This is a genomic window from Pseudomonas sp. Pc102 (genome assembly GCF_018408275.1).
Classification (GTDB): Bacteria; Pseudomonadota; Gammaproteobacteria; order Pseudomonadales; family Pseudomonadaceae; genus Metapseudomonas; species Metapseudomonas tohonis.
The window spans coordinates 1,050,498-1,075,955 of sequence record NZ_AP021905.1 but is presented as its reverse complement, the minus strand read 5'-3'; the positions used below and the strand labels follow the sequence as shown (position 1 = coordinate 1,075,955).

Annotated in this window: 23 protein-coding genes; 10 read left to right on the top strand and 13 right to left on the bottom strand. The window is 68.3% G+C overall.

Features of this window, described 5'->3' with window-relative positions; translation table 11 throughout:
* Window positions 1-25 precede the first annotated feature (25 nt).
* Window positions 26-397, top strand: a complete 372-nt coding sequence (locus tag PHLH3_RS05125; protein ID WP_111259707.1) for a hypothetical protein — start codon at window positions 26-28, stop codon at window positions 395-397.
* A gap of 74 nt (window positions 398-471) precedes the next feature.
* Here the strand turns inward: PHLH3_RS05125 and PHLH3_RS05120 are convergent, their stop codons facing one another.
* On the bottom strand, window positions 472-1,116 hold the full coding sequence (locus PHLH3_RS05120; RefSeq protein WP_213628447.1) for a DUF6348 family protein: 645 nt from the start codon (window positions 1,114-1,116) through the stop codon (window positions 472-474).
* A 186-nt stretch (window positions 1,117-1,302) separates the two neighbouring features.
* Here PHLH3_RS05120 and PHLH3_RS05115 point away from each other — a divergent pair, with 186 nt between their 5' ends.
* The 3 genes from PHLH3_RS05115 (at window position 1,303) to glyA (ending at window position 5,580) form a co-directional block, all read left to right on the top strand.
* Window positions 1,303-1,998 carry a DUF4241 domain-containing protein gene (locus tag PHLH3_RS05115; RefSeq protein ID WP_213628446.1) on the top strand — a complete coding sequence of 232 codons (696 nt, stop codon included), beginning with the start codon at window positions 1,303-1,305 and terminating at the stop codon, window positions 1,996-1,998.
* 347 nt (window positions 1,999-2,345) lie between these two features.
* Window positions 2,346-4,226: a hypothetical protein gene (locus tag PHLH3_RS05110; RefSeq protein WP_213628445.1), complete on the top strand. Its 1,881-nt coding sequence runs from the start codon at window positions 2,346-2,348 to the stop codon at window positions 4,224-4,226.
* Window positions 4,227-4,326: 100 nt separating this feature from the next.
* Window positions 4,327-5,580: a serine hydroxymethyltransferase gene (gene glyA, locus PHLH3_RS05105; protein ID WP_173173438.1), complete on the top strand. Its 1,254-nt coding sequence runs from the start codon at window positions 4,327-4,329 to the stop codon at window positions 5,578-5,580.
* Window positions 5,581-5,985: 405 nt separating this feature from the next.
* Here the strand turns inward: glyA and PHLH3_RS05100 are convergent, their stop codons facing one another.
* The 7 genes from PHLH3_RS05100 to PHLH3_RS05070 all read right to left on the bottom strand — a co-directional run bounded on the left by PHLH3_RS05100 (window position 5,986) and on the right by PHLH3_RS05070 (window position 14,274).
* Window positions 5,986-8,373: a TonB-dependent receptor gene (locus PHLH3_RS05100; protein ID WP_213628444.1), complete on the bottom strand. Its 2,388-nt coding sequence runs from the start codon at window positions 8,371-8,373 to the stop codon at window positions 5,986-5,988.
* 65 nt (window positions 8,374-8,438) lie between these two features.
* Complete coding sequence (locus tag PHLH3_RS05095) at window positions 8,439-9,386, bottom strand: FecR domain-containing protein (RefSeq protein ID WP_213628443.1); 948 nt, start codon at window positions 9,384-9,386, stop codon at window positions 8,439-8,441.
* Entirely contained in the window at window positions 9,383-9,898 is a 516-nt protein-coding gene (locus tag PHLH3_RS05090) for a sigma-70 family RNA polymerase sigma factor (RefSeq protein ID WP_213628442.1), read from the bottom strand. The genes PHLH3_RS05095 and PHLH3_RS05090 overlap by 4 nt, the downstream gene beginning before the upstream one ends.
* An 89-nt stretch (window positions 9,899-9,987) precedes the next feature.
* Entirely contained in the window at window positions 9,988-10,962 is a 975-nt protein-coding gene (gene yjiA / locus PHLH3_RS05085) for a GTPase (protein ID WP_213628441.1), read from the bottom strand.
* Between the two features lie 164 nt (window positions 10,963-11,126).
* Entirely contained in the window at window positions 11,127-11,330 is a 204-nt protein-coding gene (locus PHLH3_RS05080) for a YbdD/YjiX family protein (RefSeq protein ID WP_021218787.1), read from the bottom strand.
* Between the two features lie 13 nt (window positions 11,331-11,343).
* Window positions 11,344-13,410 (bottom strand): carbon starvation CstA family protein, encoded by a 2,067-nt coding sequence (locus PHLH3_RS05075; RefSeq protein WP_173173448.1) that lies wholly within the window; start codon window positions 13,408-13,410, stop codon window positions 11,344-11,346.
* 357 nt (window positions 13,411-13,767) lie between these two features.
* The gene (locus tag PHLH3_RS05070; protein WP_213628440.1) at window positions 13,768-14,274 is read right to left on the bottom strand and encodes a DUF3015 domain-containing protein; all 507 of its coding nucleotides are present in this window, start codon (window positions 14,272-14,274) and stop codon (window positions 13,768-13,770) included.
* Between the two features lie 219 nt (window positions 14,275-14,493).
* Here PHLH3_RS05070 and PHLH3_RS05065 point away from each other — a divergent pair, with 219 nt between their 5' ends.
* From PHLH3_RS05065 to PHLH3_RS05055, 3 genes are read left to right on the top strand one after another with little or no spacing between them, the layout of a single operon-like run.
* Complete coding sequence (locus PHLH3_RS05065) at window positions 14,494-15,702, top strand: DUF3142 domain-containing protein (protein WP_213628439.1); 1,209 nt, start codon at window positions 14,494-14,496, stop codon at window positions 15,700-15,702.
* The gene (locus tag PHLH3_RS05060) at window positions 15,689-17,860 is read left to right on the top strand and encodes a hypothetical protein (protein ID WP_213628438.1); all 2,172 of its coding nucleotides are present in this window, start codon (window positions 15,689-15,691) and stop codon (window positions 17,858-17,860) included. Before PHLH3_RS05065 ends, PHLH3_RS05060 begins: the two co-directional genes overlap by 14 nt.
* Window positions 17,861-17,913: 53 nt before the next feature.
* Window positions 17,914-18,282 carry a PilZ domain-containing protein gene (locus PHLH3_RS05055; RefSeq protein ID WP_173173454.1) on the top strand — a complete coding sequence of 123 codons (369 nt, stop codon included), beginning with the start codon at window positions 17,914-17,916 and terminating at the stop codon, window positions 18,280-18,282.
* A gap of 3 nt (window positions 18,283-18,285) precedes the next feature.
* On the opposite strand, the gene radA is transcribed toward PHLH3_RS05055, so the two are convergent.
* The gene (gene radA, locus PHLH3_RS05050; protein ID WP_021218793.1) at window positions 18,286-19,647 is read right to left on the bottom strand and encodes a DNA repair protein RadA; all 1,362 of its coding nucleotides are present in this window, start codon (window positions 19,645-19,647) and stop codon (window positions 18,286-18,288) included.
* Here radA and PHLH3_RS05045 point away from each other — a divergent pair.
* Window positions 19,628-19,963 carry a hypothetical protein gene (locus PHLH3_RS05045; RefSeq protein WP_213628437.1) on the top strand — a complete coding sequence of 112 codons (336 nt, stop codon included), beginning with the start codon at window positions 19,628-19,630 and terminating at the stop codon, window positions 19,961-19,963. The two genes, radA and PHLH3_RS05045, sit on opposite strands and share 20 nt — an antisense overlap.
* A gap of 111 nt (window positions 19,964-20,074) precedes the next feature.
* On the opposite strand, the gene PHLH3_RS05040 is transcribed toward PHLH3_RS05045, so the two are convergent.
* Window positions 20,075-20,314 carry a DUF465 domain-containing protein gene (locus PHLH3_RS05040; protein WP_111259693.1) on the bottom strand — a complete coding sequence of 80 codons (240 nt, stop codon included), beginning with the start codon at window positions 20,312-20,314 and terminating at the stop codon, window positions 20,075-20,077.
* A 155-nt stretch (window positions 20,315-20,469) separates the two neighbouring features.
* On the opposite strand from PHLH3_RS05040, the gene PHLH3_RS05035 reads away from it, so the two are divergent.
* Together PHLH3_RS05035 and mscL are read left to right on the top strand one after the other, a co-directional pair.
* Entirely contained in the window at window positions 20,470-20,757 is a 288-nt protein-coding gene (locus PHLH3_RS05035) for a DUF1272 domain-containing protein (protein WP_173173458.1), read from the top strand.
* Window positions 20,758-20,820: 63 nt separating this feature from the next.
* A complete protein-coding gene (gene mscL, locus PHLH3_RS05030; protein WP_173173459.1) occupies window positions 20,821-21,243 on the top strand; it encodes a large-conductance mechanosensitive channel protein MscL in 423 nt (140 codons plus the stop codon).
* 54 nt (window positions 21,244-21,297) lie between these two features.
* Here mscL and PHLH3_RS05025 read toward each other — a convergent pair whose 3' ends face one another.
* The 3 genes from PHLH3_RS05025 to PHLH3_RS05015 all read right to left on the bottom strand — a co-directional run bounded on the left by PHLH3_RS05025 (window position 21,298) and on the right by PHLH3_RS05015 (window position 25,296).
* On the bottom strand, window positions 21,298-22,860 hold the full coding sequence (locus PHLH3_RS05025) for a TerC family protein (RefSeq protein ID WP_213628436.1): 1,563 nt from the start codon (window positions 22,858-22,860) through the stop codon (window positions 21,298-21,300).
* Between the two features lie 286 nt (window positions 22,861-23,146).
* A complete protein-coding gene (locus PHLH3_RS05020) occupies window positions 23,147-23,629 on the bottom strand; it encodes a DUF934 domain-containing protein (RefSeq protein ID WP_213628435.1) in 483 nt (160 codons plus the stop codon).
* A complete protein-coding gene (locus PHLH3_RS05015; protein WP_213628434.1) occupies window positions 23,626-25,296 on the bottom strand; it encodes a nitrite/sulfite reductase in 1,671 nt (556 codons plus the stop codon). The genes PHLH3_RS05020 and PHLH3_RS05015 overlap by 4 nt, the downstream gene beginning before the upstream one ends.
* Window positions 25,297-25,458 lie beyond the last annotated feature (162 nt).

Genomic DNA, 25,458 nt, shown 5'->3' with positions numbered 1-25,458 from the left:
AACGTCACCCCTCTGGAGAAGTTCAATGCGTACCAAGTTCCTGCAAATCGGCCTGATAGCCGCCATGGGCCTGCTGGCCGCCTGCGGCTCTTCGCCGCGTGCCCCGCAACAGCAGATCGTCGGCCAGATCCCGGCAGGCAGCCCCTTCGCCAAGGTGCAGCCCGGCATGTCCATGAAACAGGTGCATGACCTGATCGGCCAGCCCACCGACAGCTACAACCACATGACCGGCAAGATGTTCATCCCCTTCTACTTCGGCAGCGACGCCATGCGCATGGAAGAGCTGTACAAGGGCCAGGGTCGCCTCACCTACACCGGCGTGGGCGCAGGTGGCGCCAACTTCAACGTCTACCAGATTACCTACGACCCGAGCGAAGACGGCTACAACAACCGTTGATCCGCCGCTTCAAGACAAGAGCCCCGCTGATGCGGGGCTCTTGTCTTATGGGGGGGAATTACAGGCGCCCGGCATCAGCCCGAAACCGGCTTCACCACCAGGAAGTGCCGCACGCTGTAGTACGCCTGGGAATCCTGCCAGCCCAGGCGCGCGAAGCTGTCCATGCCGGCCTGCCAGGGGTCGTTGTCGAACAGCGCCTCCACCGTGCGCTGGTTGTCGAAGGCGCAGAAGAAATGGCGGAACCAGTGGATGCGACCATCCAGCGGCAGCGCGCGGATCTGCGCCTCGATGCTGGGGAACAGGTCGGCCGGCAGCTGCGCCACCTTGCCATCGGCGCCCCGCGTGCAGGCGTTGCCCAGGTGCGCCTCGAAGCGCTGCCCGCCCACCTGCCAGGTCTCCACCGTCACCTGGTCTTCATCGACCTGGCCCCACAGCGCCGAGAGCAGCACGTGGAAACTGTTGCGGCAGAAGTTCTCCCAGGCGTCGCGCAGGCCCGCCTCGCCCTCGCCCACACCGGCGAAAGCCTCCTGGAACTGGCGGTCGTCGTCCTCCAGCAATACGTCGACGTCGAGCCGACCGGTCTTGCCGCGGGGATACCAGGTGGCACGGATCGCCGGCAGCCGGCCTCCCGGCGCGACCCAGCCCTCGTGCACGACGAACTCGACGCCATGGGCTTCGAACAATGCAGCCAGGAGCTGCGAAACGGAGACCGGTTCCATCTTCGATCCTTATGCAATGATGGCGCGCCCGAGGCGGGCCGAAACGGCGCTTAGATTACCGCGCTTCAGCCACTGGAACGGCCCTTCCTCACATCCAATCGCCGTGTTGTGCCGTACGCCGCATACGCCCGTGCAATGGCATGGGATCGTCCCCACCACTGGCACAGAGAGGGAGCAACATCGCCCATGAAACGACACCTCGCCGGGCTCGCCCTGCTGCTGCCCCTGTCCTGGCTGCACGCTGAAGAGGCCGCCCCGATGAACCACCCGCTGTTCGACGCCGCCTTCACCGAAGGTCACCAGGTACGGGGGGAGGACTCCGATTACCGCTTCTACGCCCGAACCATCGGCGAACTGGAACTGCCCACCGGGCAACTGGTGGCCTGCGACCCCCTGGTGAGCTGCGACGGCCCCTTCACCCAGGCCGTGCCCAAGGGGCGCTACCCGCTGCAGCTGGCCATCGCCAGGATCGGCGATGACGAGCGTGTGGCCTTCGCCCGTATCGTGTTCGCCCCCGGCCCGGCGACCCGCTGGGAGATGGCGCTGGTGAAAGGCCAGGACCCGGCCACCCTGGGCCCGGACGAATTCTTCGGCTACGGGGTGGACAGCGGCACCGGCGGTTTCATGGATGCTGCCGCCCTGCGCAGCTACGAGGCCCGCCGAAACCAGGAGGGCGAGGCCTTCGACGAACGCCTGTTCGCCGAGTTGGACAAGACCTACCAGCACACCCGCAGCTGGTACCTGCTGCCGACCGACGCCGGCAATGTGGCGTTCTTCTCCAGCGGCTACGGCGACGGCGCCTACCCCAGCTACTTCGGCTACGACGCCGACGGCCGGCTGGTGGCGGTGGTGACCGATTTCCTGCTGGTGCCCGAGCGCTGACTGCAAGCTGCAAGCTGCAAGCTGCAAGCTGCAAGCTGCAAGCTGCAAGCTGCAAGCTGCAAGCTGCAAGCTGCAAGCTGCAAGCTGCAAGAGCCTGGGGGATCGGTGGGGAGCGTCAACATCTGGGCTTATTTGTTTCCGCAGCCCGGGCGTAGGGTGGACCACGCTTCACCGGTCCACCATTCGAGGTCATGCCGAACACCGCTCCACCATCGCCGCGCGACCGGTTTCGTGATCCCCGGCAGGCCCGCACCGGGGGCCTTGTCGTAAGATCGCGCCATCACGGCCCAGCGCCACCGCCCGACCAGCCCGCCATTGACCGGCGACGATGTGACAAGGAGCCCGCCATGTCCTGGTGGAAACGCTTTACCCGCCATACCGAAATCGCCCCGACCACCCAAGACGCCCCGGCCGCCGCACCGGAAGCCGCCCCCGGGAAGCCCGGCATCGAGCTGCGCCAGGGCACCGCCGAGTTCGAGCGGTTCATCACCGAAGCCGAGCTGGAGCAGGGCAACCTCGCCCACGGCGCCGAGCACCTGGCGGAGCTGCTCAGGTTCGCCCCGGCCAACCCCGAGTGGCTGGCCCTGGCCGAGCGCTACCTGCAACGTGCCGGCACTCCGGCCGAAGCGGTGCTGCTGCCACCCGGCGAGCAACGCTACGCGGCGACCGAAGCGCTGCGCAGCTGGATCATGGCCCGCGAGGGCCGGGTCGCCGCAGCGGTCGACCTGCTGCTGCAGGTGATCGACGCCGCCCCCGAGAGCGACTACCTCGACGCCTGGGCCCTCGATTGGCTGGAGCCGGCCGGCAGCCTGGAACAGCTGGATGCGGACCTGCAGATGCGCCTGTTCGGCCGCGTCATCCAGCGCACCCCGGAAGCCCGCGAAGCCACTGCCCGCGACCTGGCCAACACCCGGCGCTGGGCCGTGCTGGCCGGGCGCATCCGCCCAGCGGACGATTTCACCGCGCAATGGACGATGCTGCACATCGGCCTGCTGCGCCGTGCCGCCCTCTTCGACCAGGCCCTGGAACTGGCCGGGCCGGTGCAGGCCCGCCAGGATTGGCACCAGGCGACCGCGCGGGGCCTGGTGCTGCGCCAGCAAGGCCGCCCCGCCGAAGCCGACCTCGCCTTCAGCCAGGCCATGCAGCAGCAACCGGAAGAGCTCAGCACCTACCTGGAGGCCGGCGACACCTGGCTGGAGAACCAGGGCTGGGCCCAGGCGACCAGCTGGTACGACCAGGCCCTGGCGCTGCACCCCGAGCATCCCTGGGCCGCGCCGTCACGGGATTACTGCCAATGGCGCGCCAGCGGCGACGACACCCTGCTGCAACGGGTGATCGACGCCGCCAAGGCCGACAACGAGCGCGCCTACCAGTTGTGGTTCCTCGCCAGCGGCGCGCCACCCCAGCCCAACGACGCCAGCGCCAACGTCCTGCGCAAGATCCGCGACAGCCTGCTCGACGGCAGCTACGAGGGCTCGCCCGGCGACAGCATCACCCTGCGCACCTCGTCCCTGGAGGCGCCGAGCAACGTCCTGGCCATCACCCTGGAGCTCGCCGCCCACGGCCTGGCCGGCTGCAAGGTCGAAGTCACCGCCGAGAGCATCGCCCAGCCCGATCCGCGCCAGCCGCACGGCCCCGTCGAGCACCTGCTCTGGCGCTACGAGGGCGACCAGGCGCTGCCGGCCCTGCCGCCGCCTGGCGAGAAGGTCAGCGCGCTGATCGCCGGGCTCGCCGCCAGACCCTATGCCCGCGCCAACTGGGCCCAGGCCAGCCAGGTGGCCGCCAGCCTCACGGGTGACGAGCCGCTGCAGGTGCTGGCGACCCTGGTGCACCCGCCGGCGGTGCCCGACCGCTCGATCCCCGCGCTGGTCTGGCTGACCCGCGTGCAGAGCGCCGCCGCCCAGGTGCTGGCCCATCTCGATCAGGGCTGGGAAGGTTCGCGTCGTCGCGCGCTGCTGCTCAGCGCCCTGTTCGGGCCGAGCGACTGGACCACGGTGGCGGCCATCCGCGTCCTGGCCGCCATCGCCCACGACGAGCCGGCCCATGCCCTGGACATCCACACCTGTTTCGAGCGCCTGGAGGGCCGGCGACCCGACTCCGGCTACTGCTGCTGGCTGGAACCGCTCTACGAGAGCTGGCAACAACTGCCCCTGCTGTTCGATCACGAGCGCAAAACCCTGCGCCAGAAGCTCGCCGAGCTGCAGGAAGTCGATGACGAGTCCGCGTGAGCGCCGCTTGTCTGTCGCATGACCGACCTTCATGTGTCAGCCAACGACCTATGAGTTAGAATGCGCGCCTTTCCACGTACCGATCCCCGAGAGGACCGCCATGTTCAGCCGTGATTTGACCCTCGCCCGCTACGATGCCGAACTCTTCGCCGCGATGGAGCAGGAAGCCCAGCGCCAGGAAGAGCACATCGAGCTCATCGCCTCCGAGAACTACACCAGCCCGGCGGTGATGGAAGCCCAGGGTTCGGTACTGACCAACAAGTACGCCGAGGGTTACCCGGGCAAGCGCTACTACGGTGGTTGCGAGTACGTCGACGTGGTCGAGCAACTGGCCATCGACCGCGCCAAGGAGCTGTTCGGCGCCGACTACGCCAACGTCCAGCCGCATGCCGGCTCCCAGGCCAATGCCGCGGTCTACCTGGCCCTGCTGTCGGCCGGTGACACCATCCTCGGCATGAGCCTGGCCCACGGCGGCCACCTGACCCACGGCGCCTCCGTCTCCTCCTCCGGCAAGCTGTACAACGCCGTGCAGTACGGCATCACCGACGCCGGCCTGATCGACTACGACGAAGTCGAGCGCCTGGCCGTCGAGCACAAGCCGAAGATGATCGTCGCCGGCTTCTCCGCCTATTCGCAGGTCCTGGACTTCGCCCGCTTCCGCGCCATCGCCGACAAGGTAGGCGCCTACCTGTTCGTCGACATGGCCCACGTGGCCGGCCTGGTCGCCGCCGGTGTGTACCCGAACCCGGTGCCCTTCGCCGACGTGGTCACCACCACCACCCACAAGACCCTGCGCGGCCCGCGTGGCGGCCTGATCCTCGCTCGCAAGAACGAGGAGATCGAGAAGAAGCTCAACTCCGCCGTCTTCCCGGGCGCCCAGGGTGGCCCGCTGGAGCACGTGATCGCCGCCAAGGCCGTGTGCTTCAAGGAAGCCCTGCAGCCCGAGTTCAAGACCTACCAGCAGCAAGTGGTGAAGAACGCCCAGGCCATGGCCCAGGTCTTCATCGACCGTGGCTTCGACGTGGTCTCCGGCGGTACCCAGAACCACCTGTTCCTGCTGTCCCTGATCAAGCAGGACATCACCGGTAAGGATGCCGACGCCGCCCTGGGTCGCGCCTTCATCACCGTGAACAAGAACAGCGTGCCGAACGACCCGCGCTCGCCCTTCGTCACCTCCGGCCTGCGCATCGGCACCCCGGCCGTGACCACCCGCGGCTTCAAGGAAGTCGAATGCCGCGAGCTGGCCACCTGGATCTGCGACATCCTGGAGAACATGGGCGACGAGTCCGTGGTCGACCGCGTTCGCGAACAGGTCAAGGCCATCTGCGCCAAGCTGCCGGTCTACGGCAACTGATTGCCTGAGCGCTGAACGAGAAAGCCCGGCACCTGCCGGGCTTTTTTGTGCCTGTCGTACATGCCTTGGAGCCGCTACGCAGCCCTTGGCGAATGAATTCGCCCCTACAGGTCGTAGGGTAGATGGCGCTTTTCCATCCACCAACGGTGCCGAACCGGGCGCCGCTACGGTGGACCGGTGAAGCGGGGTCCACCCTACACCTGCCGGATACAACGTGCCGGCGATATCCGGTGCGCAACGCGGCCCATGGTGAGTGAGTTAGCCCCTACAGGCACGGGGTTTTCGGGGCGTAGGGTGGATGGCGCTTTTTCCATCCACCACCGGTGTTGCCGGCAGCTCCGATGATGGGCTGAAGCCCACCCTACACTCCATCCCGTAGCCCGGGCTTCAGCCCGGGAACGCCCCTCAGAATCCGAACGTCGCCGACACCAGCCAGGTGCGCGGGGTGGAGAGGGTGAGGCCGGTGGCGGTGCCGTCGGGGACGTTGGCGGAGGCCCAGTAGGCCTTGTCCATGACGTTCTCCACGCTGGCGCGCAGGGTGACGTCCGTCTCGCCGACGCTGAAGGCGTAGCGCGCGCCCAGGTCGTAGCGCTGCCAGGCATCGGCCTTCTGCGTGTTGGCCTGGTCGAGGTACTGGGCGCCGGTGTGGATGGCCCGTGCGGTCAGGGTCAGCCCCTGGACCTGGGGCAAGTCCCATTCGACCCCCAGGTTGGCATTGAGGATCGGCGCCCCGACCGCGCGGTTGCCGTCGTTGGTGCCATTGGCGGTACGGGTCAGCTCGGCGTCCAGCAGCATGGCGCCGCCGAGGAGGCGCACGCCCTCCAGCGGCTCGCCGAACAGGTTCAGCTCCACGCCCTGGTTGCGCTGTTCGCCGTCGGGCCGCAGGTAGCCGTTCTCGGTGTAGTAGGCCGGCTTCTCGATGCGGAAGACGCTGAGGGTGCTGGTGAGGCTGCCCATGTCGTACTTGATGCCGGCCTCCACCTGCTTGCTGCGGTAGGGCGCGAACACCTGGCCGGCGTTGTTGGCCGTCTCCGGCGCGGTCTGGCCCTGGGTCAGCCCTTCCATGTAGTTGGCGTAGAGCGACAGCGCCTCGGTGGTACGCCAGACCACGCCCAGGGCCGGCGAGGTGGCGCGCTCGTCATAGCGCTGGTCGGGTTCGCCCGGTTCGGAGCTGTCCACTTCCACCCGTTGCAGGCGCGCCCCGAGGGTCAGCAGCACGCTGTCACCGGCGAAGCTCAGGGTGTCGGCCAGCGCCAGGCTGGAGAGCACGCTCTCGGTGTGGGTCGGGTTGTCGGCGGCCGTGGGCGTGATCGGCACTGGCAGGGTCGTCGGGTCGAACAGGTTGCTCACGCCATTGGCGTAGCGCGCACCGCTGTTGTCGAAGGTCATGTCGAAGCGGTTGAGACTGAGGTTGAGGGTGTGCCCCACCGAGCCCGTGGAAAACCAGTTGCGCAGGCCGACCGTGGCGGTGCGTACCTCCTCCTCGCGCTGGAAGGCGCGCGGGCTGATCACGAAGCGCCCGGCGTCGTTGGTCAGCTGCACCGCGTGGCGGAGGAAGTCGTAGTCGCCCCGGCGCGCGCCGGCGGCGGCATAGACCATCAGCGACTCGCTCAGATCGTACTCGCCGCGCAGGGCGCCGAAGGTGTCCTTGGCACGGGAGTAGGTCCAGGGCTGGGCGAAGTTGTGGTGGATGTCCTCGGCGTCCGGCACCTTGACCCCGGCGTTGAGGCCGACGCGCTCCATCGGCCCGTCGACGTCGCGTTCCTGGCGGCCCAGGTCGAGGGACAGGCGCACGCGCTCGGTACGCAGGTCCAGCCCGAGCACGGCGGAATCACGCTCCAGGCTCTGGTGGTCCCACTCGGTGTCGCCGGACTGCTTGACGCCGTTGAAGCGCAGGCCGAAGCGCTGGTCGTCGCCGAAGCGCCGGCCGATGTCCACATGCCCACCCAGCTGGCCGGAGGAGGCGTGCATGGCGGTGAACTCGGTGGTCGGCTCGTCGCCCGCGCGCTTGGGCTCGATGTTGACGCTGCCGCCAACGCTGCCATTGGGCGCCAGGCCGCCGAGCAAGGCTCCGGGGCCCTTGAGGATGTCGACCCGCTCGGCCATTTCCATGTCGATGGAATAGGTCGGCAACACGCCGTAGAGGCCACCGTAGGCGACATCGCTGTTGTAGAGGCTGTAGCCACGGATGGAGAACTGCTCGAAGCGCCCCGCCGACGGGTTGGTGGTGCGCACCGAGGGGTCGCTGGCGACCACGTCGGCCAGGGTACGGGCCTGCTGGTTCTTCACCGCCTCGCGGGTGTAGGAGGTGAGGTTGAAGGGCGTCTCCATGAAGTCGCGCTCACCCAGCATGCCCAGCCCGCCCCGCCGGGATACCTGGCCGCCGGCATAGTGATCGGCGCTGGCGCCGCTGCCCTGCCCGGTGATGGCGATCGGTTGCAACTGCTGCACGCGGCTCCCCTCCTCGGGCACCGGCAGCAGGGTGTAACTGCCCTCGCCAGCCGGTTGCAACATCAGGCCGGAGCCCTGGAGCAGGCGGGCGAAGCCCTCTTCCACGCCGAAGTCGCCTTTCAACCCGGCGCTGCTGCGCCCTGAGACCAGCACCGGATCGACGGACAGGCTGACGCCGGCCTCGCCGGCGAAACGGGTCAGCGCCGCGCCGAGGCTGCCGGCGGGGATCTCGTAGCTGCGGCGCGGGCCGTCATCGGCCCAGCCGGGCGCGGCAAGGCCGGCGCAGCCCAGGGCCAGGAGCAGGGGCATCGCGAAAGGACGGAAGGAGGGGGACGAGGACATCGGAGGCTCTCTTTTTTCGTTCTGTTGCCTGTGATGACAGGCGAGCCGGAAAAAAGGGACAGCCTTCAGCCAACGGAGGGCTGCGGCACCAGCGACACCCAGTAGCGGGTGCGGTAGTGCACCTCGATGGGCAGGCTGGCGGCCAGCAACGCCAGGGCCCTGTCGGTGTCTTCGAGGCGGAAGGTGCCGGTCACGGCGAGCCTCTCCAGCGCCGGGTCCCAGCGCAGCACGCCGGGGCGGTAGCGATCCAGCTCGCGCAGCACGGCGCCCAGGGCGCGGTTCTCGACGATCAGCACCCCCTGCTGCCAGTCGGGCTGGCGCGTATCGAACGCCTCCACCCGGCCCACGCCCGATGCGCTCATGCCGGCACGCTGGCCCGCCTGCAGGGTGACCGGGCCGCCTTGGGCGGGCTCCAGCCGCACCGTGCCACGCGCCACCGAGACCAGGCAGCCGTGGTCGAACTGGCGCACGCAGAAGCGCGCCCCGGAGGCCAGCAGGCGCCCGTCACGGGTCCGCACCCGCAGGTCGCCCGCGCCGTCCACGGCGATCTCGCCTTCGACCAGGGCGAGCCGGCGGCGGCCCTCCTCGAAGTCGAGGTTCACCGCACTGGCGGTATTGAGCTGCAGCCGCGTGCCGTCGGGCAGCTCCAGCGAACGACGCTCGCCGGTGGCGGTGCGCAGGTCGGCGCTCCAGTTGGCGATGGGCATCTGCCGCCAGGCGAGCCAGCCGGCAGGAGCCAAGGCACCGAGGGCGAGCAGGCGCTTGAGGCTCTTGCGCCGCGCGAGGTCCGGCCGGTCGAGGCTGGCCAGGGCCAGGGCGCCGGGAAGCTGGGCGAAGCGCTGGCGCAACGCCTGGGCCTTCTGCCAGGCCTGCTCGTGGTCACTGCTGCGGGCCCGCCAGCGTTGCAACTCGGCATGGTCGGCCTCGCGGGCGCCGCCGGATTCCAGCAGGGTCAGCCAGTGCGCCGCTTCCCGCGCAACCTGGCGCGCCAGGGGCGATGGCTGGCCGCTCACAGGTCCACCAGCAGGCAGTGTTCGTAGGCCTTGGCCATGTAGCGCTTCACCGTGCGTTCGGACACCTCCAGGCGCCGGGCGATGCTGGCGTAGTCGAGACCTTCGAGCTGCGCCCAGAGGAAGGCCCGGCGCACCGCCAGCGGCAGGCCGTCGAGCAGCTCGTCCAGCGCCTGCAGGGTCTCCAGTAGCAGCCAGCGCTGCTCAGGCGAGGGCACCTGCTCCTGCGGCAGGCTGGCGAGGGCGTCCAGGTAGGCGCGCTCCAGGCTGCGCCGCTGGTGGTGGTTGATGAGCAGGCGCTTGCCGACGGTGAGCAGGTAGGCGCGGGGCTCCTGCAGGCGCGGCAGCGGCTTGTCCTGGTGGGCGGCGAGGACGCGGACGAAGGTGTCCTGGGTCAGGTCGGCGGCATCCCAGGCGTTGCCCAGGCGGCGTCGCAACCAGCTTTCCAGCCAGCTGCGGTGTTCGCGATAGAGGGTGTTGAGGGTGGGTTCGGGTGCCGCGGCTGCATCGTTCATGGGTGGCACGCCGGAAGGTAAATGGAATCAAATGCGAGTGATTCTATTTACTTTCCATTGACATTCCAACTGCCGGGCGCACCGCTCCCTCAGGCCTGCACCTCGGCGAAGCCGGCCCGGATGCGCGCTTCCGGCAGGTTGTCGCCGATGAACACGATCACGCTCTCGCGGGCCTCGCCCTCCGCCCACTCCTTGTCCCAGTCGAAGCCGTAAAGGCGCAGCACGCCCTGGAACACCATGCGCCGGTCCTCACCGGCGATGTCGAGCACGCCCTTGTAGCGCAGCAGGGCGTTGCCGTGCTCCTCCAGCAGGCCCTCCATGAAACTGCTGAGCTTGTCGAGGTCCAGCGCCTGCTCGCTCTTCAGCACCAGGGTGGCGATGCGGTCGGTGGAGCCGGCCGGGGTCAGCGGGCGCAGGCCCAGGGCCGGGCCGATGTCGGCGTTGAGGTTGAAGCCGCGCACATCGAGCAGCTCGGCCAGGTCGATGCGGCCGTGGTCGACGACACGAATCGGCGCGCGGCGGTTGATCCGCGACAGCCGCTGGCTGAGGGCCTCGAAGTGGGCGTCGTCCACCAGGTCGCGCTTGCTCACCAGGATGCGATCGGCGAACCCGACCTGGGCCTGGGCGATGGTCTCGGCCAGGTGGCGCTCGGCGTTGGCAGCGTCCACCAGGGTGATGATGCCGTCCAGCACGTAGCGCTCGCAGAGTTCCTCGTCAGCGAAGAAGGTCTGCGCCACTGGCGCCGGGTCGGCCAGGCCGGTGCACTCGATCACCAGGCGGTCGAAGGCCAGCTCGCCGGCGTCCAGGCGTTCCAGCAACAGGAACAGGGCCTTTTCCAGCTCGACGTGGATGGAGCAGCAGACGCAGCCGTTGGCCAGGGTCATCACCTGCACCGGCTCGTCGCCCAGCAGTTGGCCGTCGATGGGCGTCTCGCTGAATTCGTTCTCGATCACCGCGATCTTCAGGCCGTGCTCGGCCTTGAGGATGTGCTTGAGCAGGGTGGTCTTGCCGGCGCCGAGAAAGCCGCTGAGCACGGTGACGGGGATGGGGAGGTGTGCGGACATCAGGGCATTCCTCGATGTGGCGGAGACCCATCCGGGAAATGGGTCATGGGGATTTCAGCGGTTCGCTGAACAGAAAGAGCAGCGCCACGACGAGTCGTGGCGCGTGGATAAATCTCAACCTGTCTCGCCAGGCGCCGCGAGCGCAGCAGCCTGGCGAAGCAAGTCTAACAGCAGCGGATGGGGCGTCCTTTGCCGCCCCCGTAACGTGCTTCCTGGCGCTCGCGGAAGAACTCCTCGTAGCTCATCACCGGTTTGTCCGGGTGCTTGCCGCGCATGTGCTCGACGTAGTTGTCGTAGTCGGGCATGCCGACCAGCATGCGCGCGGCCTGCCCCAGGTACTTACCCATGCGGCTCAGGTCATTGAACATGCGCGTTCACTCCTCAGGCGTCCGGAATCGGCTGGAAGGGCGATTCCTTGTCGGTGCGCTCCGGCTTGGCCCAGGCCGCGCGTCCCACCTTGATGGCGTAGAACAGGATGCTGAGCACCACGAAGAGGAAGAGCACGGTCAGGGTCGAGTTGGTGTAGGCGTTGAAGATCACGTGCTGCATCTGCGCCATGTCCTTGGCCGGGGCCAGGATCTGGCCGGCGTCCGCGGCATCGCTGTACTTCTTGGCCAGGGCGAGGAAGCCCACCGCCGGGTTCGGGTCGAGCAGCTTGATCAGGCCCGCGGTGGTGGTGCAGATCAGCAGCCAGGTGGCCGGGATCAGCGTCACCCACACGTAGCGCTGGCGCTTCATCTTGATCAGCACCACGCAGCCGAGCATCAGGGCGATGCCGGCGAGCATCTGGTTGGAGATGCCGAACAGCGGCCACAGGGTGTTGATGCCGCCCAGCGGGTCGATCACGCCCTGGTACAGCAGCCAGCCCCACATGGCCACGCAACCGGCGGTGGCGATGACGTTGGCGGTCCAGGACTCGGTGCGTTTCAGCGCCGGCACGAAGTTGCCCAGCAGGTCCTGCAGCATGAAGCGCCCGGCGCGGGTGCCGGCGTCCACCGCAGTGAGGATGAACAGGGCCTCGAAGAGGATCGCGAAGTGGTACCAGAACGCCATGGTGTTCTCGCCCGGCAGCACCTGGTGGAGGATCTGCGCGATGCCCACGGCGAGGGTCGGCGCACCACCGGCACGGGCCAGGATGGTGTGCTCGCCGATGTCACGGGCGGTGGCTTCCAGCACTTCCGGGGTGATGGTGAAGCCCCAGTTGCTGACGGCGGCCGCCACGGCGGTGACGTCGGTGCCGACCACGGCCGGCGGGCTGTTCATGGCGAAGTACACGCCCGGCTCGATCACCGAGGCGGCGACCATGGCCATGATGGCGACGAAGGACTCCATCAGCATGCCGCCGTAGCCGATGTAGCGGGCGTGGGACTCGTTGGCCAGCAGCTTGGGCGTGGTGCCGGAGCTGATCAGCGCATGGAAGCCGGACACCGCGCCACAGGCGATGGTGATGAACAGGAAGGGGAACAGGCCGCCCTTCCACACCGGGCCGGTGCCGTCGACGAACTGGGTCAGCGCCGGCATCTTCAGCTCGGGCATGGTCACCAGGATGCCGATGGCCAGGGCGATGATGGTGCCGATCTTGAGGAAGGTCGACAGGTAGTCGCGCGGCGCCAGCACCAGCCACACGGGCAGTACGGCGGCGACGAATCCGTAGCCGATCAGCATCCAGGTGATCTGCACGCCGGTGAAGGTGAAGGCCGGCCCCCAGACCGGATCGGCGGCGACCTGGCCACCCAGCCAGATCGACAACAGCAGCAGCACCACGCCCACCAGCGAGATCTCGCCGATGCGGCCCGGGCGGATGTAGCGCATGTAGATGCCCATGAACATCGCGATGGGAATGGTCGCCATCACGGTGAACATGCCCCAGGGGCTCTCGGCCAGGGCCTTGACCACGATCAGCGAGAGCACCGCGAGGATGATGATCATGATCAGGAAGGCGCCGAACAGCGCGATGGTGCCGGGGATCTGGCCCATCTCCTCGCGCACCAGCTCGCCCAGGGAACGGCCGTTGCGGCGGGTGGAGATGAACAGGACCATGAAGTCCTGCACCGCACCGGCGAGGACCACGCCGGCGATCAGCCAGAGCGTGCCGGGCAGGTAGCCCATCTGCGCCGCGAGCACCGGGCCCACCAGCGGGCCGGCGCCGGCGATGGCGGCGAAGTGGTGGCCGAAGAGGATGTGCTTGTTGGTCGGGACGTAGTCCAGGCCGTCGTTGTTGAGCAGCGCGGGAGTCGCGCGGGTCGGGTCCAGCTGCATCACCTTGGTGGCGATGAACAGGCTGTAGTAGCGGTAGGCGACGAGGTAGAGGGCAACGGCCGCGACCACGATCCACAAGGCGTTGATCGCCTCACCGCGGCGTAGCGCGACTACACCCAAGGCACATGCGCCGACCACCGCCAGCACTGCCCAGGGCAGGTGGCGCGTGACGCTATTGTTATTGTTCATAGGGAACTCCGAATGGATAGACAGACAAGCTGCCGCACAAGCTTAGCCGCTCCCCGGCGAAACTGAAGTCAGACCTTGGTCTAGAGCCTTCGGCCGCTGTCACCAGAGCAGTCGGAAAGCGCCGCATGCAAGCCGAAGGATGCGTCTTTCCATGATGGGGTTCGCGGTGCTCTCCCCTCTGCGCCAGTGTTCGGCGGAGGTCCGATCGCGAATGAATTCGCTCCCACCAGGGCGGCGGTGCTGCGCACCGCTTGGCGAATGAATTCGCCCCTAAAAAAAAGCGTGGCCCGATGTCCGTCTCGATCGACGGGCATGAAAAAGCCGGGCATCGCCCGGCTTCCTCGTTACCGCTGCCGATCAGGCCGGCTGCTTGGCGTAGCGCGCCAGCTGCTGGTCACGGCTCATCACTTCCAGGGTGTTGGCCAGTACCTGCTCACCGGTCACGTCCGGGGCGGAGAAGATGGAGGAGAAGTTCTCCTGGGCGACCTTGGCGAAGTGCGCGCGGTCGGATTGCTCGACCCCCAGCAGGGTGGCGTAGGCGTCCAGCGCCTCGCCCTGGCCCTGGGCCATGTCCTCGGCGATGTTGTCGAGCATGCCGTTCATGGCCAGCATCGAGCGGCCGCCGTAGCCGATCTTGGCGTTCACGTCGCAGCCGTTGGTGCCGGAGGTCATGCCGAAGGTGGCGTTACCCGAGGTGCCGTTGGTGGTGGTTGCCAGGAAGTGCGGGGCGAAGCCTCGCTGGCCGTCGAAGAGCATGTTGCCCCAGCCGCATCCGTTGCCACCGGCAGCGTCGGCATGTGCCGCCACGCTCCCCACGCTCAGAAGTCCCACAATCAAGCCTTTGACCAGCAGTCGGTTGTCCATTAGCTGCACTCCAGAAATCAACAAAGGGGTTAAATCGCCTAAGCAGCTTTGGCGACACTTGGCGAACTGTCAAACCGCAACGGACCGACGCACCACCCAATGGTGACGCCGCTTGCACGGATGTGAACGGGTTGACGCGCGCCCCTTGCCGGGCATCGGGATTGGGAGTCTAATCCGCCGCGAACGGGCCGCGGCGCCCAGTCCTTCCCGATGACGACCATGTACGGCTCCTCCCGCCGCAGGATCGCGGCCCTCTCATGCCTACTCGCGCTGGCTGCCGGTTGCCGTGAAGAGGTGTCTCCGCCTCTCGACCAGCAGCTCTATATCTGGCAACGCCAATGGTTGCCCGCCCACGCCGATGCCCTGGCCCGCAGCCGCAGCGACTTCTCCACCCTGCGCGTGCTCGCCCTGCAGGCACACCCCGGCGCCGGCTGGTCCCGCGTGAAGGTGGACAGCGCCCTGCTGCGCCGCGATGGCCGCCCGTTGGTGGCGGTGGTACGCCTCGACGGCCAGCTGCCGCAGCTGGACGCGCAACGGGCCCGCCAGGAGATCACCGCGATGCTCGCCGAGTGGCGGGCCGCCGGCCTGGCCCCGCAAGCGCTGGAGATCGACCACGACTGCGCCAGCGCGCGCCTGCCCGGCTACATCCGATTCCTCGCTGAGCTGCGCCAGGCCCTGCCGGCCGGCATGCACCTGGGTATAACCGCCCTGCCCGCCTGGCTCTCCAGCCCCGACCTCGACGCGCTGCTGGCCCAGGTGGACGGCAGCGTGCTGCAGGTCCATGGCGTCAGCGCGCCCGAACAGGGGTTGTTCGACGCCGACAAGGCCCTGGACTGGGCCCGCCGCTGGAACGAACGCAGCGACCGCCCCTTCCTCCTCGCCCTGCCCGCCTACGGTGCGGGCCTGATAGCCAGCACCGGTGGCGCCCAGGTGGAAAGCGAGGCGCCCCTGGGACTGGCCGGCGAGCGCCGCGAACTCAGCGCCGACCCGCGCCAGGTCGCCGGACTGCTGGACACGCTGCGCGGGGATCGCCCCGAGCACCTGGCCGGGCTCATCTGGTTCCGCCTGCCGCTGGACGGCGACAGGCGCGCCTGGCCCTACGCCACCTTGCGCGCGGTCGCCTTGGGCGAGCCCCTGGCCGTCGAACTCCGGGTCACCGTCGGGCAGCCGGTCAACCCGGGCCCCCTGCACGAATTCAGCCTCACCAACACGGGCAACATCCCCGCGCCACTGCCGGGTCGGGTGGAGATCACCGCCCGCGACTGCCAGGCCTTCGACGCCCTGCCCGGCTACCGCATGCAACGCAGCGACACGGGCCTGGTGCTGGAACGCCAGGCCAGCACCGACCTCGCCGCCGGCCAACGCCGCGCGCTGGGCTGGGCGCGCTGCTCCGAACTCGATCAAGGAGGAATCCATGTACGCCCCTGAACGGCGGCCCGCCCGCCTGGCCCTGGCCATCGCCCTCGCCCTGCCGCTCGGCAGCGCCCTGGCCTGCGGCCCCGACTTCTCGATGCGCCTGCTGGACGACCGGGCCAACAGCCTGGCCGAGCTGCCCGAGGGCAACTTCGCCTTCGAGATCACCCGCCTGGCCCCGCCCATTCCCGGACTCAAGCCGGTCACCGAGGCCAGCCTGGTGCCACGCTGGGAAGAGGACAACAGCAGCTACCTGCAGCAGCGCGACGAGCGCGAGCAGAGCGAACTGGGCGAGGCGACCTGGAAGCGCGTCCAGGCCCTGCGCGCCCTCGACGATGCCCAGCAGGCCGAGGCCCAGGGCATGGACCTGCCCGCCGAGATCCGTCTCTATACCGCCGGCGCCGTGGCCTTCGGCAGCGACGCCCCGCTGGCCGTCGACTACTTCCGCCGCGTCCTCGCACTGCCGGAAGCCGAGCGCCGTACCCGCAGCACCTGGGCCGCCTACTCCATGGGCCGCACCCTGGCCGCCAGCAGCCGCGCCCTGCCCGCCAGCGACGAGGTGCTCAGCGACGAGGAAGCCACCCAGCGCCTGCACGCCAACGCCGAAGCCGCCAAGGAAGCCTTCCGCCTCACCCGCAAGCTGGCCGTCGAGGGCTTCGACGACCCGCTGGAACTGGCCGCCGCCAGCCTGGGCGAGGAAGCCCTGCTGGCCAGGGAGGCCGGCGACTGGGGCGAGGCGATCCGCCTCTACGCCAGCCAGGCCGCCCTGCACTCCAGCACCGGCTACAGCTCCCTGCGCCAGTTGAGCGGGGAGCTTTCGCGCATGCCCGATGAGCAACTGGTGCCGCTGCTGGCGGTGCCCGAGGTCCAGCAACTGCTGACGGTGCGCCTGGTCACCCGGATCGGCTGGTTCTATGACGAGCAGCCCAGCGGCGAGCAGCACCTGGCCGAAATGCTGATGGCCCTCGACGCCGCCGAGCTGCCCAACGCAGACCGCCTCGCCGCACTCTCCTATCGCTTCGGCCGCTACGACAACGCCGAGCGCTTCCTGGCGAAGGCCGGCGACAGCGGCCTCGCCTGGTGGCTGAGGGCCAAGCTGGCCATGCGCGCCGGCGACACCCCCCGCGCCACCGAAGCCTACGCCCGCGCCGCCAGGGCCTTTCCCGGGGACGAGCAATGGGGTGCCCGGCGCACCGAGAACTGGGAGTGGGAAACCGTCAAGCCGCGCTGCCGGGTGGAGGGCGAGAGCGCCATCCTCGCGCTGCAGCGCGGCGACTACCTGGAGGCTTTCGACAACCTCTACCGCAGCGGCGATCTCTACTGGTTGGACGCCGCCGCCGTGGCCGAGCGCGTGCTCACCCTCGACGAGCTCAAGGACTACGTGGACGCCAAGGTGGACGCGCCGCCGGCACAGACCCAGGAAGACCGCGACGCCTATCGCCCACGCCCGGTGGCCGCCTCCCTGCGCGACCTGCTGGGCCGCCGCCTGCTGCGCGAAGGCCGCTACGACGAAGCCCCGGCCTACTTCGAGAGCGACGAACTGCGCGCCGCTGCCCGTGAATACGGCCAGGCCCGCGAGCAGGCGCAGAGCCGCTGGACCGGCATCGGCCGCGCCGAGGCCTACTACGCCGCCGCGCGCCTGGCCCGCTGGCAGGGCATGGAGCTGCTGGGCTACGAGGTGTCACCGGACTTCCATGCGCTGGGCGGCTACTTCGCCCTCACCCAGGTCGGCCCGCTGAAGGCGGAGGGCCTGTTGTCCGAGGGCGAGGTGCAGCGACAGAACGCCCATATGGCACAACCCAACGCGCGCTATCACTACCGCTGGGTCGCCGCCGACCTCACCGAACGTGCCGCCGACGACCTGCCCCACACCAGCCAGGCCTTCGCCGCCGTGCTGTGCAAGGGCAGCGGCTGGATCCAGTACACCGACCTGGGCCGTGCCCAGGCCATCTACCGGCGCTATGTCGAGCACGGCCCCTTCGTGGAATGGGCGGGCAACTTCGGCATGAACTGCGAGGAGCCGGACTTCCAGAGCGCCCACGGCCGCCTGTGGGAAGAACGTGAACAGGCCGTGCGCGACGGGTTCTACTCCATCAGGTACGGCCTCGTCGCCGGCGCCGCGCTGTTGCTGGGTGCCGCCGGAGCCTGGTTGTGGCGCCGCCGTTCCCGATGAGCGGCAGCCCCGAGCCTTGTCTATAGTTGTGTGAATTGAGCAGGAGCCACGCCATGAGTGACACAGACAACGAGCGCCGACGCTTCCACCGCATCGCGTTCGATGCCGCCACAGAGATCGCCCAGGACGAGCGTCGCTGGAACGTCGAGCTGCAGGACATTTCCCTGAAGGGCCTGCTGGTGGAACGCCCGAGCAACTGGAACGGCGATCCGGACCAGCCGTTCCTCGCCACCGTCCGCCTCAGCGGCGACACCCAGGTGCGCATGGAAGTCGTGCTGACCCGCGTCCAGAAGGACCAACTGGGCTTCGTCTGCCAGCACATCGACCTGGATTCCATCGCCCACCTGCGCCGCCTGGTGGAACTCAACCTGGGCGACGAAGGCCTGCTGGAGCGCGACCTCGCCGCCCTGGTGGAGAAGTAGCCGCTACTCGAACAACGCGTCCAGCGCCTGCTCCAGGCGTGTCACCGCGATCACCCGCAACCCGGGCGGCGCCTCTTTCGGGGCGTTGCCCTTGGGCACGATGGCCCGCTTGAAGCCGTGCTTGCCCGCTTCCTTCAAACGCTCCTGGCCGCTGGGCACGGGACGCACCTCACCCGACAGCCCCACTTCGCCGAACACCAGCAGGTCATGCTCCAGCGGGCGGTTGCGCAGGCTCGACATGATCGCCGCGATCAGCGCCAGGTCGGAGGCCGTCTCCAGCACCTTGACCCCGCCCACCACGTTGAGGAACACGTCCTGGTCGTGGGTGGGAATGCCGCCATGGCGGTGCAGCACCGCCAGCAGCATCGCCAGGCGGTTCTGGTCCAGGCCCAGGGTCACGCGGCGCGGGTTGGCCAGGTGGCTGGTGTCCACCAGGGCCTGCACCTCCACCAGCATCGGCCGCGAGCCTTCCCAGGTGGCCATGACCACGCTGCCGGGCACCGCTTCCTGGGCGCGGGTGAGGAAGATCGCCGAGGGGTTGGAAACCTCCTTGAGGCCCTTGTCGGTCATGCCGAACACGCCCAGTTCGTTGACCGCGCCGAAGCGGTTCTTCACCGCCCGCAGCAGGCGCAGGCGGCCGTCGGACTCACCCTCGAAATACAGCACCGTGTCGACCATGTGCTCCAGCACGCGCGGCCCCGCCAGGGCGCCCTCCTTGGTCACGTGGCCGACCAGGAAGATCGCCGTGCCGCTCTGCTTGGCGTAGCGCACCAGCAGCGCCGCGCTCTCGCGCACCTGGGCCACGCCGCCGGGGGCGGACTGCAGCTGCTCGGTGAAGATGGTCTGGATGGAGTCGATCACCATCACCTTGGGCTTCTCGACCCGAGCGGTGGCGATGATGCTTTCGATGCAGGTCTCGGTCATCACCTTGAGCTTGTCCTCGGGCAACCCGAGGCGGCGGGCGCGCATGGCGACCTGCTGCTGGGACTCCTCACCGGTGACGTAGAGCGCGGGGAAGCGCGAGGCGATGTTGCACAGGGTCTGCAGGAGGATGGTGGACTTGCCGATGCCCGGGTCGCCGCCGATCAGCACCACCGAGCCGTCGACCAGGCCGCCGCCGAGCACGCGATCCAGCTCGGCGGAGGCGGTGGAGAAGCGCGGCATCTCCTCGACGCTGACCTCGGCCAGGGTCTTGATCTGCGCCTGCCCGCCGGCCCAGCCGGCGCGCCCGCTGGGCGGTGCGGCGCCGTCGATCACGGTTTCCACCAGGGTGTTCCAGGCCCCGCAGTCACCGCATTGGCCGGCCCATTTGGGGAAGGTCGAGCCGCACTCGGTGCAGCCGTACATGCGCTTGGCCTTGGCCATCAGCGGACTCCGTCAGAAAAAACGAAGCCCGCATGATAGCGGATCAACCCCCGCAGGCGCGCCCGCAGCCGCAGCAGCCTTCCTTGCGTTCCGGCGCCTTGAGCGCCTGCAGGTTCTGCAGCAGGCCGTCGCGGCGCATGCGCAGGGCCTGGAGGCTGGAGCCGTCCAGCGGCTCGCTGCCCTGCTCGATGCGGCCGATGCGCTTCTCCAGAAGCTCGTACTGCTCGCGCAGGCGGGCGATGCGCTCCTCGGCGCGGCGCGCCTCGTACAGGGCCTTGCGGTCACGCTCGGGGCGGTGCTGGGAAGGGTGTCGTAGACGGTCATGGCGACGGCTCCGGAAGGGGAAATGGGCGCCAGACTACCCAGCGCCGGCTTCCCCCGCGTTGACGCCGATCAAGCCGCCTCGCCGGCTACCGGGAACGAATCCCTAGTGGTTCTTGAGCAACTGGGCGATCTCGTCCTTCAGCGCCACCCGCTGCATCTTCAGGCTGTGCAGGGCAAGGTCGTCGAGGGCGTGCTTGCCGTCCTCCACTTCATAGATGCGTGCATCGAGGCGCTGGTACTCCTGCGCCAGGCGGGAAAAATGCACGTTGTGTTGCAGCATCTCCTGCATCGTGTCGCGATATTCGGGGAACTCGCGATTGAGGGGGTGATGTTCGAGCGGCATGGTCGGGCTCCTCTCTCCGGAAACTTCCTTGAGGCTAGACCAAGCGGGGCCGTTGTTGGTGCCGGGCGGCCCGATGGCGTGTTCAGTGAACACTCGTGGCTGTGCGCCGACCACGGGAAGTTCTAGGATTGTGCGCCTGACCGAGGAGAACCCCGATGCTGGAGCTGCGCCCTAGCTGCGAAGCCTGTTCCCGTCCCCTGCCCCCTTCGAGCACCGATGCACGCATCTGCTCGTTCGAGTGCACCTTCTGCGCCGCCTGCGCACAGCGCCTGGAGAACGTCTGCCCCAACTGCGGCGGCGGCTTCTACCCGCGCCCGGTGCGCCCGAAGGTCCTGCTGGCCCGCTACCCGGCCACCGGCGTGAAGGTGGAAAAGCCCGTAGACACGAGCGTCCACGGTGACTTCTGCCGCCTCTACCGCCATGTGGAACCGCAACATCGCTGAGATGGCGCGGTCAGAACACTCGGTTACACTTTCAGCCCATAACCAGAACCCGGGGAGCGGTACATGAGCCTACTGAACGAATTCAAAGCCTTCGCAGTGAAGGGCAATGTGGTCGACATGGCGGTGGGCATCATCGTCGGCGCGGCCTTCGGCAAGATCGTCTCGTCCTTCGTCGGTGACGTGATCATGCCACCGATCGGCCTGCTGATCGGCGGGGTCGACTTCACAGACCTGGCAATCACCCTCAAGGCCGCCCAGGGCGACGTGCCGGCAGTGGTGCTGAGCTACGGCAAGTTCATCCAGACGGTGCTGGACTTCATCATCGTCGCCTTCGCCATCTTCATGGGCGTGAAGGCCATCAACAAACTCAAGCGCGAAGAGGCCGTGGCCCCTTCCGTCCCGCCGGCACCGACGCCGGAGGAAGTGCTGCTGACCGAGATCCGCGACCTGCTCAAGTCGCAGCAGCAGGACAAGCAGCAGCCCTGAACGGACTGCTGCCATGAAGAACGGCGCCCTGAGGCGCCGTTTTCTTTTTCAGGCTCAGCCCGTCTCCTCGACCGGCCTCAGCAGCAGGCGGTTGACCCGGCGCTCGCGCACCTCGGTCACCCGCAGCTCCCAGCCTTCGACCTCGAGGCGGTCGCCGACCATCGGCAGGCGGTCCAGCAGGCTCATGGCCAGGCCCGCCAGGGTCTGGTAGTCGTCCGTGGGGCGGGCGCGGAAGCCCAGGCGCTCGCGCAGCACCGCCAGGTTCACCGCACCGCTGACCTTGTAGCCCTCGCCACTGGGCTCGATGTCCAGGCCCTCGCTCTCGCTGGCGTCGGGCAACTGGCCGGCGATGGACTCCAGGATATCGGTCATGGTCACCAGGCCTTCGAAGCCGCCGAACTCGTTGACCACGAAGGCGATGTGGGTCGAGGCCTCGCGCATCTGCTCCAGGGCGCCCAGCACCGAGACGCTTTCCGGCAGGTTGACCGGCGAGCGCAGCAGCGATTCCAGGTCCGGCTCCTCGCCGCGCAGCAGCTCCTTGAACAACTCCTTCTTGTGCAGGTAGCCCAGGGGCTCGTCCACCGCGCCGCCACGGATCACCACCAGGCGCGAATGCGGCGCCTGCAGCAGGGCCTGGTGGACCTGCTCGCGGGAATCGTCCAGGTCGATGCGGTTGACCCGCGCGCGGTCGGTCATCACGGTGCGGATCGAACGCTCGGCCAGGTGCAGCACGCCACTGATCATCACCCGCTCGCGGCGGTCGAACACCGCGGTATCGCCTTCGCCGTCCTTGAGCATGTCGGCGATGTCGTCGCCCACCTCGCCCGCATCCACGCCGCGCCCGCCGAGCAGGCGCAGCACCGCGTGGGCGGTGCGCTCACGCAGGCCACGGCTGCCCTGCAGCTGGCGCTTGCGGCGCCAGCGCACCGTCTGGTTGGCCAGCTCGATGAGGATCGAGAAGCCGATGGCCGCGTACAGGTAGCCCTTGGGAATGTGGAAGCCCAGGCCTTCGGCGGTGAGGCTGAAGCCGATCATCATCAAGAAGCCCAGGCACAGCATGATCACCGTGGGGTGGGCGTTGACGAAGGCGGTCAGCGGCTTGCTGGCGACGATCATCAGGCCGATGGAGATCACCACGGCGATCATCATCACCTCAAGGTGCTCGACCATGCCGACGGCGGTGATCACCGCGTCGAGGGAGAACACCGCATCCAGCACCACGATCTGCGCGACCACCGGCCAGAACATCGCATAGGTGCGGCTGCCGCCCTGGTGGTGGACCCGCCCCTCGATGCGCTCGTGCAGCTCCATGGTGGCCTTGAACAACAGGAACACGCCGCCGAAGAGCATGATCAGGTCTCGCCCGGAGAAGGCCTGGCCGAACACCTCGAACAGCGGCTCGGTCAGGGTCACCAGCCAGGAGATGCTGGCCAGCAGGCCCAGGCGCATGATCAGCGCCAGCGACAGGCCGATCAGGCGTGCGCGGTCACGCTGCTCGGGGGGCAGCTTGTCGGCGAGGATGGCGATGAACACCAGGTTGTCGATGCCGAGGACGATCTCCAGCACGATCAGCGTCAGCAGTCCCAGCCAGGCGGTGGGGTCGGCTATCCATTCCATGTTCAGGCACTCCCGGGCGAAAGACGGGCAGGCGCGAAGGCTGCATCGGCGCCACGGGAGCGCTGCAGGCGGATCGGCATGCGGGAAGATCGCGCGGCGGGGTGCCACGCTCGGATCGGGCGCTCGGCGGCGCCGGGGAAGGAAGGGGCCACGCCCACGCTGCTGGGGGGTGGTTTGCTACTGTCGCTGTCCATTGGGTTCCGGATCGAAAAAACGGACGTGCATCCTAGGACATGAATGCACGCCGTTTAACTAGGGATTTTTTACCAATCGTGTACGAAGTCGCTTAGCGCCGGCGGAACAAGGGCCTCGGCTCGATCACCGAACGCCCGTAGAGCACGCTGACCCCGGCCAGCCCCTTGAGCGCATCGACGACGGACTTGTCCGCGCGCACGGCGAAGGCATCGAAGCCGCACTGGCGCATGTGCGAGAGCTGGTCGCGCAGCACATCGCCCACCGCGCGCAGCTCGCCGTGCCAGCCGAGCCGGCTGCGCAGCAGGTAGGCCTGGCTATAGCCACGGCCGTCGCGGAAGCTGGGGAAATCCACGGCGACGAGCGGCACCTCGGCCCCCAGCAATGGCCCCAGCGTCTCCACCTCGTCATCCGGTTGCAGCAGCAGGCCGTCGCGGCCATCTCGCTCGCGCCACAGGGCCAGCGGCAGGATCAACGGGCCGTCCGGCAGGCCTTCGCCCACCTCGCGCACCAGGGTCCAGGGGTCGTCCGGTACCAGGTGCGGCTCTCCATCCAGCAGGCGGATGAGGTTGTTCATGCCGGCACCTCCGCGCGCGCGTAGACCCGTTCCTTGAACGGCTCCAGGCCAATGCGCCCGACCGTATCGACGAAGCGCTCCTCCAGCTCGCGATAGTCGAGGTAGGTGGCGACGATGCGCTCGATCACCTCCGGCACCTCGGCGGCGCTGAAGGACGGGCCAATCACCTTGCCCAGCGCCGCCGCCATGCCCTGGGCGCCGCCGAGGGTGATCTGGTACCACTCGCTGCCACCCTTGTCGACGCCGAGGATGCCGATGTTGCCGATGTGGTGATGGCCGCAGGCATTCATGCAGCCGGAGATGTTCAGGCTCAGCTCGCCCAGGTCGTGGAGGTAGTCAAGGTCCTCGAAACGCTGCTGGATGGCCTGGGCGATGGGGATCGACTTGGCGTTGGCCAGTGCGCAGTAGTCGCCACCGGGGCAGGCGATGATATCGGTCAGCAGGCCGATGTTCGGCGTGGCCAGGCCGGTGTCGCGGGCGGCGTTCCAGAGCGCGTACAGGTCACGCTTGCGCACGTCGGGCAGCACCAGATTCTGTTCGTGGGCGATGCGGATCTCGCCGAAGCCGAAGCGCTCGGCCCAGTCGGCCACCGCCTCCATCTGCGCGGCGGTGACGTCGCCCGGCGGCGCGTCGACCCCGGGCTTGGTGGACAGCACCACGGCGACGTACCCCGGCACCTTGTGCGGCTGCAGGTTGCGCGAGCACCAGCGGGCGAACTCGGCATCGGCAGCCAACTGGCTGCCGAAGGCCAGGTCGAGGTCGTCGAGCGTCTCGTAGCTCGGCGCGTCGAAGGCGGCGGCCACGCGCTGGTACTCCGCCAGGGTCAACTGGGCCGGGCCGTCGCGCAGGTGTTCCCACTCGGCCTCCACCTCGCGGGCGAAGGCCTCGATGCCCAGCGCCTTGACCAGGATCTTGATCCGCGCCTTGTACTTGTTGTCGCGCCGGCCGTGGCGGTTGTACACCCGCAGGATGGCCTCGACGTAAGACAGCAGGTGCTGCCACGGCAGGCCCTCGCGAATCTGCAGGCCGAGGATGGGCGTGCGCCCGAGGCCACCGCCCACCAGTACCCGCAGGCACATCTCGCCCGCCTCGTCGCGGTACAGGTAGAGGCCGATGTCGTGCATCTGGATGGCCGCGCGGTCCTCGCCGGACGCGGAGATGGCGATCTTGAACTTGCGCGGCAGGAACAGGAATTCGGGGTTGATGGTGGACCACTGGCGCAGGATCTCGGCCAGCGGGCGCGGGTCCAGCAGCTCGTCGGCGGCCACCCCGGCGAAGGCCTCGGTGGTGATGTTGCGCACGCAGTTGCCGGAGGTCTGGATGGCGTGCATCTCCACCTCGGCCAGGCGTTCGAGGATGTCCGGCACCTCGGCCAGTTCGATCCAGTTGAACTGGATGTTCTGCCGCGTGGTGAAGTGGCCGTAGCAACGGTCGTGGTCGCGGGCGATGCCGGCCAGGGTGCGCAGCTGCCGCGACGACAGGGTGCCGTAGGGGATGGCCACGCGCAGCATGTAGGCGTGCTTCTGCATGTACAGGCCGTTCTGCAGGCGCAGCGGGAGGAACTCCTCCTCGCTCAGCTCGTCGCTGATGCGCCGCGCCACCTGGTCGCGGAACTGCGCCACGCGCTCGCGTACCAGCGCGTGGTCATAGTCGTCGTATCGATACATGCAAGGCTCCTCGGTCTGGCGCCGCCCCTGCACCGGGAGCGGAACAACGAGGTGCCACTATGGGCGGCCATGCCCCTCATAAACAGCCGCAGATGTGAACTCGAAAAGCGGATCAGATTGAGCGCCTGCTCAACTTCGCCGCTGTTTCACTGGCATGCCCGC

Excerpts from the sequence above, each read along its gene's own strand:
- PHLH3_RS05125 (WP_111259707.1), top strand. The coding sequence starts at position 26 with ATGCGTACCAAGTTCCTGCAAATCGGCCTGATAGCCGCCATGGGCCTG.
- PHLH3_RS05120 (WP_213628447.1), bottom strand. The coding sequence starts at position 1,116 with ATGGAACCGGTCTCCGTTTCGCAGCTCCTGGCTGCATTGTTCGAAGCC.
- PHLH3_RS05115 (WP_213628446.1), top strand. The coding sequence starts at position 1,303 with ATGAAACGACACCTCGCCGGGCTCGCCCTGCTGCTGCCCCTGTCCTGG.
- PHLH3_RS05110 (WP_213628445.1), top strand. The coding sequence starts at position 2,346 with ATGTCCTGGTGGAAACGCTTTACCCGCCATACCGAAATCGCCCCGACC.
- glyA (WP_173173438.1), top strand. The coding sequence starts at position 4,327 with ATGTTCAGCCGTGATTTGACCCTCGCCCGCTACGATGCCGAACTCTTC.
- PHLH3_RS05100 (WP_213628444.1), bottom strand. The coding sequence starts at position 8,373 with ATGTCCTCGTCCCCCTCCTTCCGTCCTTTCGCGATGCCCCTGCTCCTG.
- PHLH3_RS05090 (WP_213628442.1), bottom strand. The coding sequence starts at position 9,898 with ATGAACGATGCAGCCGCGGCACCCGAACCCACCCTCAACACCCTCTAT.
- yjiA (WP_213628441.1), bottom strand. The coding sequence starts at position 10,962 with ATGTCCGCACACCTCCCCATCCCCGTCACCGTGCTCAGCGGCTTTCTC.
- PHLH3_RS05080 (WP_021218787.1), bottom strand. The coding sequence starts at position 11,330 with ATGTTCAATGACCTGAGCCGCATGGGTAAGTACCTGGGGCAGGCCGCG.
- PHLH3_RS05075 (WP_173173448.1), bottom strand. The coding sequence starts at position 13,410 with ATGAACAATAACAATAGCGTCACGCGCCACCTGCCCTGGGCAGTGCTG.
- PHLH3_RS05070 (WP_213628440.1), bottom strand. The coding sequence starts at position 14,274 with ATGGACAACCGACTGCTGGTCAAAGGCTTGATTGTGGGACTTCTGAGC.
- PHLH3_RS05065 (WP_213628439.1), top strand. The coding sequence starts at position 14,494 with ATGTACGGCTCCTCCCGCCGCAGGATCGCGGCCCTCTCATGCCTACTC.
- PHLH3_RS05060 (WP_213628438.1), top strand. The coding sequence starts at position 15,689 with ATGTACGCCCCTGAACGGCGGCCCGCCCGCCTGGCCCTGGCCATCGCC.
- PHLH3_RS05055 (WP_173173454.1), top strand. The coding sequence starts at position 17,914 with ATGAGTGACACAGACAACGAGCGCCGACGCTTCCACCGCATCGCGTTC.
- PHLH3_RS05045 (WP_213628437.1), top strand. The coding sequence starts at position 19,628 with ATGCGCTTGGCCTTGGCCATCAGCGGACTCCGTCAGAAAAAACGAAGC.
- radA (WP_021218793.1), bottom strand. The coding sequence starts at position 19,647 with ATGGCCAAGGCCAAGCGCATGTACGGCTGCACCGAGTGCGGCTCGACC.
- PHLH3_RS05040 (WP_111259693.1), bottom strand. The coding sequence starts at position 20,314 with ATGCCGCTCGAACATCACCCCCTCAATCGCGAGTTCCCCGAATATCGC.
- PHLH3_RS05035 (WP_173173458.1), top strand. The coding sequence starts at position 20,470 with ATGCTGGAGCTGCGCCCTAGCTGCGAAGCCTGTTCCCGTCCCCTGCCC.
- mscL (WP_173173459.1), top strand. The coding sequence starts at position 20,821 with ATGAGCCTACTGAACGAATTCAAAGCCTTCGCAGTGAAGGGCAATGTG.
- PHLH3_RS05025 (WP_213628436.1), bottom strand. The coding sequence starts at position 22,860 with ATGGAATGGATAGCCGACCCCACCGCCTGGCTGGGACTGCTGACGCTG.
- PHLH3_RS05020 (WP_213628435.1), bottom strand. The coding sequence starts at position 23,629 with ATGAACAACCTCATCCGCCTGCTGGATGGAGAGCCGCACCTGGTACCG.
- PHLH3_RS05015 (WP_213628434.1), bottom strand. The coding sequence starts at position 25,296 with ATGTATCGATACGACGACTATGACCACGCGCTGGTACGCGAGCGCGTG.